The organism is Streptomyces sp. NPDC048521 (genome assembly GCF_043199855.1).
In the GTDB taxonomy this organism is placed as follows: Bacteria; Actinomycetota; Actinomycetes; order Streptomycetales; family Streptomycetaceae; genus Streptomyces.
The window spans coordinates 106709-119374 of sequence record NZ_JBICWR010000003.1 but is presented as its reverse complement, the minus strand read 5'-3'; the positions used below and the strand labels follow the sequence as shown (position 1 = coordinate 119374).

General features: G+C 69.9%; 9 protein-coding genes. 2 read left to right on the top strand and 7 right to left on the bottom strand.

Annotated elements, in window-relative coordinates; translation table 11 throughout:
- Nucleotides 1–13 precede the first annotated feature (13 nt).
- The 3 genes from ACGFRF_RS08060 to ACGFRF_RS08050 form a co-directional block, all read right to left on the bottom strand.
- The gene (locus ACGFRF_RS08060; RefSeq protein ID WP_393737784.1) at nt 14–1432 is read right to left on the bottom strand and encodes a maltokinase; all 1419 of its coding nucleotides are present in this window, start codon (nt 1430–1432) and stop codon (nt 14–16) included.
- A 94-nt stretch (nt 1433–1526) separates the two neighbouring features.
- The gene (gene treS / locus ACGFRF_RS08055) at nt 1527–3227 is read right to left on the bottom strand and encodes a maltose alpha-D-glucosyltransferase (protein ID WP_393737783.1); all 1701 of its coding nucleotides are present in this window, start codon (nt 3225–3227) and stop codon (nt 1527–1529) included.
- Nucleotides 3224–5353 (bottom strand): maltotransferase domain-containing protein, encoded by a 2130-nt coding sequence (locus ACGFRF_RS08050; RefSeq protein WP_393737782.1) that lies wholly within the window; start codon nt 5351–5353, stop codon nt 3224–3226. Before ACGFRF_RS08050 ends, treS begins: the two co-directional genes overlap by 4 nt.
- 329 nt (nt 5354–5682) lie before the next feature.
- On the opposite strand from ACGFRF_RS08050, the gene ACGFRF_RS08045 reads away from it, so the two are divergent.
- Nucleotides 5683–8301 carry a glycosyltransferase family 1 protein gene (locus ACGFRF_RS08045; protein ID WP_393737781.1) on the top strand — a complete coding sequence of 873 codons (2619 nt, stop codon included), beginning with the start codon at nt 5683–5685 and terminating at the stop codon, nt 8299–8301.
- A gap of 15 nt (nt 8302–8316) precedes the next feature.
- On the opposite strand, the gene ACGFRF_RS08040 is transcribed toward ACGFRF_RS08045, so the two are convergent.
- On the bottom strand, nt 8317–8526 hold the full coding sequence (locus tag ACGFRF_RS08040; protein ID WP_393737780.1) for a DUF397 domain-containing protein: 210 nt from the start codon (nt 8524–8526) through the stop codon (nt 8317–8319).
- A gap of 8 nt (nt 8527–8534) precedes the next feature.
- A complete protein-coding gene (locus tag ACGFRF_RS08035) occupies nt 8535–9377 on the bottom strand; it encodes a Scr1 family TA system antitoxin-like transcriptional regulator (RefSeq protein WP_393737779.1) in 843 nt (280 codons plus the stop codon).
- A 206-nt stretch (nt 9378–9583) separates the two neighbouring features.
- Here ACGFRF_RS08035 and ACGFRF_RS08030 point away from each other — a divergent pair, with 206 nt between their 5' ends.
- On the top strand, nt 9584–9994 hold the full coding sequence (locus ACGFRF_RS08030; RefSeq protein WP_393737778.1) for an ATP-binding protein: 411 nt from the start codon (nt 9584–9586) through the stop codon (nt 9992–9994).
- 230 nt (nt 9995–10224) lie between these two features.
- Here the strand turns inward: ACGFRF_RS08030 and ACGFRF_RS08025 are convergent, their stop codons facing one another.
- Nucleotides 10225–10746 carry a DUF1990 domain-containing protein gene (locus tag ACGFRF_RS08025; protein ID WP_393737777.1) on the bottom strand — a complete coding sequence of 174 codons (522 nt, stop codon included), beginning with the start codon at nt 10744–10746 and terminating at the stop codon, nt 10225–10227.
- A gap of 71 nt (nt 10747–10817) precedes the next feature.
- On the bottom strand, nt 10818–12479 hold the full coding sequence (locus ACGFRF_RS08020) for a M4 family metallopeptidase (protein WP_393737776.1): 1662 nt from the start codon (nt 12477–12479) through the stop codon (nt 10818–10820).
- Between the last annotated feature and the right edge of the window lie 187 nt (nt 12480–12666).

Genomic DNA, 12666 nt, shown 5'->3' with positions numbered 1-12666 from the left:
TCCCGGGCGAGGATCAGGTCGGTTCGGACGTGGCGAGGCGACGGACCGCCGACAGCGGCACGGGGAGCCAGTCGGGTCGGTGCCGGGCCTCGTAGACGACCTCGTAGACCGCCTTGTCGGTCTCGTAGGCCCGCAGCAGCACCGGATCGGTGCGCGGGTCGCGGCCGGCCACCTCCGCGTACCCGGAGCAGTAGGCGGCCCGGCAGGTGCGCGCCCAGTCCGGGGCGGGCGGAGTCGCCGAGTGGGCCGCGTAGTCGAAGGAGCGCAGCATGCCCGCGATGTCCCGCACCGGCGGCTGCGCCATGCGCCGCTCGGCCAGCGGCCGGGCCGGCTCGCCCTCGAAGTCGATCAGCGACCACTCACCGGACGGCGAGCGCAGGCACTGACCGAGGTGCAGATCGCCGTGGACGCGCTGGGCGGTCCAGGTACGGCCCTCCGCCGCGAGGTCGGCCAGCGCCTGGTAGGCCGACCGCAGCCCGCGCTCGTACGGCCGCAGCGCCGGCACCGCCTGCACGGCCGCCGCCAGCCGCTCGGTCATGCCGTCGACCAGTTGCTGCAGCTGGGCGTGGCCGAGCGTGACCGTCGGCAGGGCATGGGCGAGCGCGGTGTGCACCTCGGCCGTGGCCCGGCCCAGCGCCCGCGCCTCGGCGACGAAGTCCTCCCCCTTGGCCAGCTCGCGCAGCGCCAGCTCCCAGCCGTCGGTGGCCCCGCTGACGTAGGGCTGGAGCACGGCCAGGACGTACGAGCCGTCGGGGTCACCGTCCAGCTCGGCATGGAGCCACGCCGTCGGCGCGGGTACCCGGGGGCAGCCTTCGCGGGCCAGGGCCAGGGGTATCTCCAGGTCGGGATTGACGCCGGGGACCACCCGGCGCAACAGCTTCAGAATGAACGTATCGCCATAGACCACCGACGAGTTGGACTGCTCGGCGGTCATCAGCCGGGCCACGAGCCCCTCCCGGATCTCCTGGCGCGTGTCCCGCTCGAAACACAGCCCGCCGACGCGGGCCTGGGTGCGCAGGGCCTCCAGGAGCACTTCGGCGGGCCGGGGGTCGTGCAGGGCGTCGTACACCGTGCGGCCGGCGAGCGGGCCGTCCTCCACGTGTCCGATCAGCGCGGGCGCCAGCCGGGGCGGCAGCGCCTCGCGCACGCCTATCAGGAGCTGGTAACAGTCGCCGGGGTGCGGCGGTGCGCCCAGCGCGGACGGCTGGTGGACGCGCAGCAGCAGGTGGTACAGGCCCAGCCGGCCGTCCGGGGGCAGCAGTTCGGTGGCGGCCACGGGGGTGAACCCGGTGACCGGGCGCCCCTTGCCCGCGAACCAGCGCTGCCGTGGCAGCCATGTGCGCAGCGGGGGTTCGAGCGAGGCCAGGAGGTGACTCGTGGGACTGGTGGTGCCAGAGGAGGAGCTGCCGAAGGGGGTGACCGTTTCCGCCATGGGCGTCACGTCCTTTCCCCGGGGTCGTCGGGGTGTTACTGATGCGTGCCCCGGGTGGGGCGGTGGAAACGCCCCACCGCCCCACCCGGCCGGACTACGCGGCGTCCCGGCGCAGCCGGAACCAGTAGAAGCCGTGGCCCGCGAGGGTGAGCAGGTACGGCAGTTCGCCGATCGCCGGGAAGCGGACCCCGCCGAACAGCTCGACGGGGTGCCGCCCGCCGAACCGGCTCAGGTCCAGCTCCGTGGGCTGCGCGAAGCGGGAGAAGTTGTGGACGCACAGCACGAGGTCGTCCTCGTACTCGCGCAGGAAGGCGATCACCGCCGGGTTCGACGACGGGAGTTCGGTGTAGGACCCCAGTCCGAAAGCGGGATTCTGCTTGCGGATCTCGATCATGCGGCGCGTCCAGTGCAGCAGGCTGGACGGGGAGGACATGGAGGCTTCCACGTTGGTGACCTGGTAGCCGTAGACCGGGTCCATGATCGTGGGGAGGAAGAGGCGTCCCGGGTCACAGGACGAGAAGCCCGCGTTGCGGTCGGGGGTCCACTGCATCGGGGTGCGGACGGCGTCGCGGTCGCCGAGCCAGATGTTGTCGCCCATGCCGATCTCGTCGCCGTAGTAGAGGATCGGCGAGCCGGGCAGGGAGAGCAGCAGGGCGGTGAACAGCTCGATCTGGTTGCGGTCGTTGTCGAGCAGGGGCGCGAGGCGGCGGCGGATGCCGATGTTGGCGCGCATCCGTGGGTCCTTGGCGTACTCGGCCCACATGTAGTCGCGTTCCTCGTCGGTGACCATCTCGAGGGTCAGCTCGTCGTGGTTGCGCAGGAAGATGCCCCACTGGCAGCCGGAGGGGATGGCCGGCGTCTTGGCGAGGATCTCGGAGACGGGGTAGCGCGATTCACGCCGTACGGCCATGAAGATCCGTGGCATGACGGGGAAGTGGAAGGCCATGTGGCACTCGTCGCCGCCGGAGGCGTAGTCGCCGAAGTAGTCGACGACGTCCTCGGGCCACTGGTTGGCCTCCGCCAGCAGCACCTTGTCGGGGTACTGGGCGTCGATCTCCTTGCGGACCCGCCTGAGGAACTCGTGGGTGGCCGGCAGGTTCTCGCAGTTGGTGCCCTCCTCCTGGTACAGGTACGGCACCGCGTCCAGCCGGAACCCGTCGATACCGAGATCCAGCCAGAACTTCAGCGCGGAGATCATCTCCTCCTGCACGGCCGGGTTCTCGTAGTTCAGATCCGGCTGGTGCGAGAAGAAGCGATGCCAGTAGTACTGCTTGCGTACCGGGTCGTACGTCCAGTTGGAGGCCTCGGTGTCGACGAAGATGATGCGAGCGTCCTGGAACTGCTTGTCGTCGTCGGCCCAGACGTAGTAGTCCCCGTACGGACCGTCCGGGTCGCGCCTCGACTCCTGGAACCACGGGTGCTGGTCGCTGGTGTGGTTCATGACGAAGTCGATGATCACGCGCATGCCGCGCTGGTGGGCGGCGTCCACGAACTCCACGAAGTCGGCGAGGTCACCGAACTCGGGCAGTACGGCGGTGTAGTCGGAGACGTCGTAACCGCCGTCCCGCAACGGGGATTTGAAGAACGGCGGCAGCCACAGGCAGTCCACGCCGAGCCATTGCAGATAGTCGAGCTTGGCGGTCAGGCCCTTCAGGTCGCCGACGCCGTCGCCGTTGCTGTCCTGGAAGGAGCGGACGAGGACCTCGTAGAAGACGGCGCGCTTGAACCACTCCGGATCCCGGTCCTTGGCGGGAGTGTCCTCGAAGGTGTCCTGAACGGGCTCATTGACGATCATAGTGTGGGTGACCCTCCGATCTGCGGGTTGGACGGTCGCAGGACGGTGAAGACATGCGCGGGCCTATGACCCGGTTCGAGGCGCACATAGTTGGCCCTGCCCCAGTAGTAGGTCTCGCCGGTGAGCTCGTCGCGCACCGGCACGGACTCGTGCCAGTCCAGGCCGAGTTGCGGCATGTCCAACGAGACCGTGGCCTCCTGGGTGTGGTGGGGGTCGAGGTTGGCGACGACGAGAACCGCGTTCGATCCGCTCCGCTTCGAGTAGGCGATCACCGCCTCCTGGTCGGCGTGGTGGAAGTGGATATCGCGCAGCTGCCGTAGAGCCGGGCTGCGCCGCCTGATGTCGTTGAGCCGGGTGATGAGCGGCGCGATGGTCCGCCCCTCGCGTTCCGCGGCCGCCCAGTCCCGTGGCTTGAGCTGGTACTTCTCCGAGTCCAGGTACTCCTCGCCGCCCTCCTTGAGCGGGGTGTTCTCGCACAGCTCGTAGCCGCTGTAGATGCCCCAGGCGGGGGAGAGGGTCGCGGCGAGCACGGCCCGTACCTCGAAGGCCGGCCGGCCCCCCTGCTGCAGGTAGGCGTGCAGGATGTCGGGGGTGTTGGCGAAGAAGTTCGGCCGCATGTAGGCCGCCGCCTCACCCGACAGCTCCGTCAGGTACTCCGTCAGCTCTTCCTTGGTGTTGCGCCAGGTGAAGTACGTGTACGACTGCTGGAAGCCGATCTGCGCGAGGGTGTGCATCATCGCCGGGCGGGTGAACGCCTCGGCCAGGAAGACCACATCGGGGTCGGACGCGTTGATCTCGCCGATGACCCGTTCCCAGAAGACGACCGGCTTGGTGTGCGGGTTGTCGACGCGGAAGATCCGCACCCCGTGGTCCATCCAGTGCCGCAGGACGCGTACGGTCTCGTCGACCAGGCCGTCCATGTCCGCGTCGAAGGCGATGGGGTAGATGTCCTGGTACTTCTTCGGCGGGTTCTCGGCGTAGGCGATCGTGCCGTCGGGGCGGTGGTGGAACCACTCGGGATGCTTGTCCACCCACGGGTGGTCGGGGGAGCACTGCAACGCGAAGTCGAGCGCGATCTCCAGGCCCAGTTCACGGGCGCGGGAGACGAAGTGGTCGAAGTCCTCGATCGTGCCGAGATCCGGGTGGACGGCGTCATGACCGCCCTCCGGCGACCCGATCGCCCAGGGCACGCCGACGTCCTCCGGCCCGGCGGTGAGGGTGTTGTTGCGGCCCTTCCGGAACGTGGTGCCGATCGGGTGGATCGGGGGCAGGTAGACGACGTCGAAGCCCATGTCCGCGATCGGCTTCAGCCGGCGCGCCGCGGTGCGGAAGGTGCCGTGCGGGTGCTCCGCAGTGCCCTCCGAGCGGGGGAAGAACTCGTACCAGGAGCCGTACAGGGCGCGTTCCCGCTCGACCAGCAGCGGCATCGGGTCGGACTCGGTGACCAGTTCCCGCAGCGGATACCGGGCGAGGACCGCTTCCACCTCCGGGGCCAGGGCCGCCGCGAGGCGCCAGGCGACGGGCCGGTCCTCGTCGCGCAGGGCCGCCGCCGCGTCCAGCACGACCGACCGCTGCCCCTCCGGGACCCCGGCGGCCGCACGCTCGTGCAGCAGCGCGCCCTCCGTGAGGACCAGGCCGGTGTCGATGCCCGCCGGTATCTTGATCCGGGCGTGGTGCCGCCAGGTGGCGAGCGGGTCGGACCAGGCCTGAACCGTGTAGGTCCAGCGGCCGGGTTCACCCGCGGTGACGGTGGCGCCCCAGCGGTCGGTGCCCGGGGCGAGTTCCCGCATCGGCGTCCAGGGGCCGGGGCGGCCCGCCGGGTCCCGCAGTACCACGTTCGCCGCGACGGCGTCATGCCCCTCCCGGAACACGGTGGCGGACACCTCGAACGACTCACCGGTCACCGCTTTGGCGGGCCTGCGCCCGTGCTGGACCACGGGACGTACGTCGAGGACGGGGATGCGGCCGAGCGCGGTGGACGTGCCCGGGGACGACCGTTCCCCGGAGGCGGGCGGGCCGGGAACGCCGGCGGCGGGCTTCCCGGTTTTCCTGCCCTTGGTCTGCTGTGCCGTTGCCTTGGCCTTGCTGTCGGTCGGAGGTGCTGACGAGTGGTGCGTGGCGGGCATGACCGCTCCTGTCCGCGTCAACGTGGGTGTGGGCGGATGGCTATGGGGAGGTGGGTCCTGCGGAGGTGCTGGGCTACGCCTGTGGAGTGTGTACCGGAGGAGCCTTCCCACCCCGCTCGGGTGGGCAATCCGGCACTTTGTTAACTACTCACGCGTACGTCCACACACAAGACCGGCCTCTTTCTCCGAGTGCCCGGGGACTCGGCCTTGACGCCCCGACACCCCCACCCGGGAGGTCCCCACCGACGCCCGGGTAACCACTACCGTCGAAGGTGACGACGAGACGTACAGCGCCGTGCGTCTCACCCCGCAACGCGTCGAGGTGGCATGTGAAGGCGATCCGTCGGTTCACCGTCCGTCCCGTTCTCCCCGCCCCCCTCCGGCCGCTGAGCGACCTGGCGCGGAATCTGCGCTGGTCCTGGCATGCGGAAACCCGCGACCTGTTCCAGTCCGTCGATCCCGAGGCCTGGGCCGCCGCCGCGGGCGACCCGGTGCGGCTGCTGGGCACCGTGCGCCCGGCGCGGCTCGCCGAGCTGGCCGGAGACCGCCGGTTCCGGCGCCGGCTGACCGCGGTCGCCGACGACCTCGACGACTATCTGACCGGCGACCGCTGGTACCAGGCACAGGCCGAGGGCCTGCCCGCCGCCGTCGCCTACTTCTCCCCGGAGTTCGGCATCACGGCCGCGCTGCCCCAGTACTCCGGCGGCCTCGGCATCCTCGCCGGCGACCATCTGAAGGCGGCCAGTGATCTGGGCGTGCCGCTCATCGGAGTGGGGCTGCTGTACCGGCACGGGTACTTCCGGCAGAGCCTGTCCCGCGACGGCTGGCAGCAGGAGCACTACCCGGTGCTCGACCCCAACGAGCTGCCGGTCACCCAGCTGAAGGACACCGACGGTTCCCCGGCGCGGGTCTCCCTCGCCCTGCCCGGCGGCAAGGCGCTGCACGCCCGCATCTGGCTGGCGCAGGTGGGCCGGGTGCCGCTGCTGATGCTCGACTCGGACGTGGAGGAGAACGACCTCGGTGAACGCGGGGTCACCGACCGGCTCTACGGCGGCGGCAGCGAGCACCGGCTGCTGCAGGAGATGCTGCTCGGCATAGGGGGTGTCCGGGCGGTGCGGACGTACTGCCGGCTCACCGGGCACCCGGAACCGGAGGTGTTCCACACCAACGAGGGCCACGCGGGCTTCCTCGGGCTCGAGCGGATCGCCGAACTGTGCGCGGACGGACTGGACTTCGATTCGGCGCTGGAGGCCGTGCGGGGCGGGACGGTGTTCACCACGCACACCCCGGTCCCGGCCGGCATCGACCGCTTCGACCGGGAGCTGGTCGCCCGGCACTTCGGGGCCGACGCCGAACTCCCGGGCATCGACGTGCAGCGCATCCTGGCGCTGGGCATGGAGACGTACCCGGGCGGCGAGCCGAACCTGTTCAACATGGCCGTGATGGGGCTCAGGCTGGCCCAGCGCGCCAACGGGGTGTCGCTGCTGCACGGACGGGTCAGCCGGGAGATGTTCGCCGGACTGTGGCCGGGATTCGACGCCGAGGAGGTGCCGATCACCTCCGTGACCAACGGGGTGCACGCGCCGACCTGGGTGGCGCCGGAGGTGCTGCGGCTCGGCGCCCGGCAGCTCGGTGCCCAGCGGGCCGAGGACGCGCTGACCGTCGGCGGCACCGACCGCTGGGACTCGGTCGCGGACATCCCGGACCAGGAGATCTGGGAGCTGCGCCGCACCCTGCGCGAGCAGCTGGTGCTGGAGGTGCGGGAGCGGCTGCGCGCCTCGTGGCGGCAACGCGGCGCCGGTGACGCCGAGTTGGGGTGGATCGACGGGGTCCTCGATCCGGACGTCCTGACGATCGGGTTCGCCCGGCGGGTGCCGTCGTACAAGCGGCTGACGCTGATGCTGCGGGACCGGGACCGGCTCATGGAGCTGCTGCTGCATCCGGAGAGGCCGCTGCAGATCGTCGTCGCGGGGAAGGCGCATCCGGCGGACGACTCAGGCAAGCGCCTCGTCCAGGAGCTGGTGCGCTTCGCGGACGATCCGCGGGTACGGCACCGGATCGTCTTCCTGCCGGACTACGGCATGGGGATGGCGCAGAAGCTCTACCCGGGCTGCGACGTCTGGCTGAACAACCCCCTGCGCCCGCTGGAGGCGTGCGGCACCTCCGGCATGAAGGCGGCCCTCAACGGCTGCCTCAACCTCTCGGTGCTGGACGGCTGGTGGGACGAGTGGTTCCGGCCCGACTTCGGCTGGGCCGTCCCCACCGCGGACGGCGCGGGCACCGACCCCGACCGCCGGGACGACATCGAGGCGGCGGCCCTGTACGACCTGCTGGAGCAGCGGGTGACCCCGCGCTTCTACGAGCGCGGGCGGGGCGGACTGCCCGACCGGTGGATCCAGATGGTCCGGCAGACCCTCACCCTGCTCGGGCCGAAGGTGCTGGCCGGACGCATGGTCCGGGAGTACGTCGAACGGCTCTACGCGCCGGCCGCCCAGGCCCACCGCGCGCTGACCCCGGACACCGCCCGGGACCTGGCCGAGTGGAAGGCCCGGGTGCGGGGCGCCTGGCACGGGGTGACCGTCGACCATGTGGAGACGACCGCGACGACGGCCACCGCGGAACTGGGCACGACCGTGGCGCTGCGGGTCCGGGTGGGGCTCGGCGAGCTGGGTGTCGACGATGTGGAGGTGCAGGCGGTGTCCGGGCGGGTGGACGCGGAGGACCGCATCACGGACGCCACGATCGTCCCGCTGAAGCCGGCCGCCGCCCCCGACCTGGAGGGCCGCCTCGTGTACGAGGGCCCGCTCTCCCTGGACCGCACCGGCCCGTACGGCTACACCGTCCGCATCCTCCCCACCCACCGCCTCCTCGCCTCGGGCGCGGAACTGGGCCTGGTGGCGGTGCCGTCGGAGGAGGTGGTGGACGGGGCGGGGGTGCTGCTGAGGTGAGCCGGCACCTTCGGCTCACAGCACGTGCGACCCCGTGGAGGGAGTCTTCTTCAGAGCTTCGATGAAGGACGCGAAGGATCCGGCCGGGAAGGTGAGGATGCCGACGGCCGGGTCCTTGGAGTCGCGGACGGCTATGTGGGTGGGGCGGGTGGCGATCTCTACGCAGGAGTCTCCGTCGCCGGGCCCGGAGTAGGACGACTTCCGCCAGTTGTCGAAGGTATCCATGGAGTGCCTCACAGCTCTTTCGCCAGCCTGTGGATGAAGTTGCGCGAGCGCTCGGGATCGAGCGACACGGCCTCCACTTTATGGAAGAGCGTTCGAAAGGCTCCGAGCTGGGCTTCTGAGTCGATGAAAGCCGCACCATGAGGACCATCACGTACGACCGTGTCCAACTTCGGTACAGCGCCTCCCGCATATGTCATGGCGCTCGCCGCGCCGGCGAACCCCTCCAGACGGAAGGGGATGACGCGTACGGTGACGTGCCCTGCTTCGGCGCGTTCCAGGATGTGCGCGAGCTGGGCCCGCGAGGAGGTGCGGTCGCTCACCATGATGCGCAGCGCGGCTTCGTGGATGATCGCCTCGTAGGGCGTACCTGCGACGGCCGCCTTGCGTTGCATCCGGTGACGAACGCGCAACTCAAGCTCGTCAGCCGGGAGGTCCGGCACCCTGTAGGAGAAGACGGCACGCGCGTAGTCCTCCGTCTGAAGGGGGCCCGGGACGAAGAGGAACTGGACCTCTCGCAGGACGGCGGCGTGATGTTCGAGTTCGGCGAGGTCGAGGAACGGCTTCGGCAGTAGCCATCGGTACTCCTCCCACCAGCCGTGCGTCCGGTCCGTCGCCATGGCCACCAAGGCTGAGATCAACTCCTCGTCGGTGCACATGTAGTGAGCTGCGAGGCTGCGCAGCCTCGCCTCGCTCACGCCCGACAGCCCGGACTCGATCTGACTGATCTGGACGGAACTCACGCCGAGCAACTCTGCTGCTGCGCGGGCCTTGAGGCCTGCCGCGTCGCGAAGTCGGCGCAGTTCGGTACCCAGGCGCATCTGGCGTGCGGTCGGTTCGCGCCTCAAGCCCATCAACTGCTCCTCGGTCCAACGCGCCTACGTGGGTGACTCGTTCAGGGGGCAGATTACGCGATCTGATTGCTCGGTCTGCAAATAAAGGTCTACTGTCAGTGACGCAATGAACGCGCACCGGAAGTGCACCGCTCCGTCCTGCCGTGACGGCTGCGACAGTGCCACCGCGCGCCAAATCTCTTGCTGACCACCGGAGTTGATGACGCATGCCCGAAAGCGATTTCTGGGACTACACCCTCTACATCCCCAACGACCTCAGAGCCGTCACCGTCTGCCGCCGCACCCTGCGCCTGATCCTCACCCTGCACGGCCTGATCGGCCTGGTGGACACGGCGGAGCTGCTGGCGACGGAGCTGGTCTCCAATGCCGTACGGCACACGAAGGGGCCGGCCGCACTGAGGGTTCGCCGAACCCCGCAGGGGGTGGTGTGGATCGGGGCGTGGGACACGGACCCCGAGCCGCCCCCTCCGCCCCGGCCGCTGGAGCAGGTCGGCGACCTGGAGGACGGGCGGGGTCTGGGGCTGGTGAGGGCCTGCGCGGACTACTGGGGCTGGCAGCCGTCGGCACGGTTCGGGGACCGGGGCAAGTTCGTGTGGTGCGAACTCGCGGCGGCCTAGCTTGTTGATCACGTCGTACGAAAGGAGAGCTGATGGTCGGCTCGTCGCACGAGGCGCTGCACCGGATCTTCCAGGAGGATCCGGCGCTGCTGACGCGGGCGTTACAGCGGGTGTTGCACGTGCCCTTCCCGGAACCCCGGGAGATCGCCGCGCTGAACGTGGACCTGACCAGGGCGGGGATTCAGCGGCCAGGTCGACCGGATTTCGTTGCCGGCACGCTCGCAGTCGGGTCAGGCTTCCGTCAGGTCCGCGCACAGTTTCCGCAGGACCACCCCGCAGCGGCGGGCGTACGCGTGTTGTAGGCCCCGGGTCGCCGCGCCGCCCGCGCGGGAGTACCACTTGGCCGCCTTGCTGAAGGCCGCGACGGTGAGCCACACCGTGCCGTCACCGGTGCGGTCGACCACGAAGGCCTCCTCGCCGCACTCGGGGTGGCCTTCCAGCGTGCCGTAGGCCCAGCCGGCCCGGCGGGGTTCCTCGACCGTCCAGACGATGCGGCAGGGGGCCTTGACGAGGCCGGCCAGGGTGACCGTGACGTCGACGCCGGGGGCCGCGCGGTCGGCGCCGGCGTCGATGCCCACGCCCATCGCGCGGTGCATCTCCCAGGTGAGGACCGCCTCGGCGGCCCGGTGGAAGACCTCGTGGCCCTCGCCGAGGCGGGTGCGGACGAGCATGGGGTGGAAGCCGGGCGGGCAGTACGTCAGGTCGTCGCGGGTCGCACCGACCGGCTCGTAGGTGAAGGGCGCCGAGGACATGGGTCACAAGGGTAGGGCGGTACCCGGAACGCCTTCTTCCCGGGTACCGCCCACGTACGAGCCGCCGAGGGCTAGCTGACGTTGACCGCCGACCAGGCCGCGGCCACCGCCGTGTACTCGGCGCTGGTGGAGCCGTACAGCGCGGACGCCGCGTTCAGGGTCGCCGTGCGGGCGGCCTTGTAGTTGGTCGTCGACGTCATGTACGTCGTCAGCGCCTTGTACCAGATCTGCAGCGCCTTGGCGCGGCCGATGCCGGTGACCGTGGAGCCGTTGTACGTCGGCGAGTTGTAGGACACGCCGTTGATGGTCTTCGCGCCGCTGCCCTCGGACAGCAGGTAGAAGAAGTGGTTCGCGACACCGGACGAGTAGTGCACGTCCTTGCTGCCGACGGACGAGGACCAGTAGTCGGCGGAGCCGCCGTCCTTGCTGGGCTTGTCCATGTAGCGCAGCGGACTGCCGTCGCCGTTGATGTCGATCTCCTCGCCGATGAGGTAGTCACCGATGTCGGAGGAGTTGCCCGCGTAGAACTCCACGCCCGTGCCGAAGATGTCCGAGGTGGCCTCGTTCAGGCCGCCGGACTCGCCCGAGTAGTTCAGGCCGGCGGTGTTGGAGGTGACGCCGTGGCTCATCTCGTGGCCGGCCACGTCCAGCGACGTCAGCGGGTGGGTGTTCCCGGATCCGTCTCCGTACGTCATGCAGAAGCAGCTGTCGTCCCAGAAGGCGTTCACGTACGAGTTGCCGTAGTGGACGCGGGAGTAGGCGCCGACACCGTTGTTCTTGATGCCGCTGCGGCCGAAGGTGCTCTTGTAGAAGTCCCACGTCTCCTGCGCGCCGTAGGCGGCGTCGACGGCCGCGGTCTGGTCGGTGCTGGAGCTGGACGCCGAACCGGTGCCCCACACGTTGTCGGCGTCCGTGAACAGCGTGCCGGTGCCGGACGTCTTGTGGGCCAGGTTGTAGGTCTTGTGACCACCCCGGCTGGTGTCGTACAGCTGGTACGTCGACCCCGACAGGTTGGTGTTGAGGCTGACGGTGCCGGAGTACAGGCTCTTGCCGGTGCCGGTCGCGTTCTCGATGCCCTGGTACTCGAAGAGCTTCTTGCCGGTGGCGGCGTCGGTGATGACGTGCAGCTGGTTCGGGGTGCCGTCGTCCTGGAGGCCGCCGACGACCGTCTCGTAGGCGAGGACGGGCTTGCCGGAGCCGGCCCAGATCACCTTTCTGGCGCCGTCCGCGGTGGTCTTGGCGGAACCGAGGGTCTTGGCGGTGGAGACCGCCTGCTGCTCGGCCTTGGCGGCGGTGATCTGCGGCTTGAGCGAGGCCACCTTGATGGCCGACTTGGCGGCCTTGGTGACGCCCGCGGCCTTGCCGGACTTGGCCGTGTGGACGATCAGGTCGCCGCCGAGCACCGGCAGGCCCGCGTAGGTGCGCTCGTAGCGGGTGTGGACGGTGCCGTCGACGTCCTTGACGACGTCCTTGACGACCAGCTTCTCCTTGGCACCGAGGCCTATCTGCTGCGCGGTCTCGGCAGCGCGGGCCTGCGCCTTCTGGATCAGGGTGGTACGTGCAGCGGCGGACAGCGTGGTCGGGGCGGCCGCGAGTGGCTTGGCGGCGGCGGACCCGGCCGGGGTCTGGGCGGAGGCACTGGTGGCCAGACCAGTGGAGAGCAGGGCTCCGGCGGCGACAGCGGTGGCGATGGCCAGAGTGGTGCGCTTGTGACGCGCGTAGAGGGGGCTCACAGAAGCTCCTTCTCGTGGGGGAGTCCGGGCAGCGTGGGGTTGCTGGCCGGAGAGTGTGGCGTTGCGAAGTTGCTGTGCTGCTGCGGCGGGTGGAGAGAGAGTGACATCAGGGGCGCGTACATGTCAGGACCCTGAAGTGATGTTGGCCGAAAGTCGACTGTCCGATAAACATTGCAGGCGTGTGAAC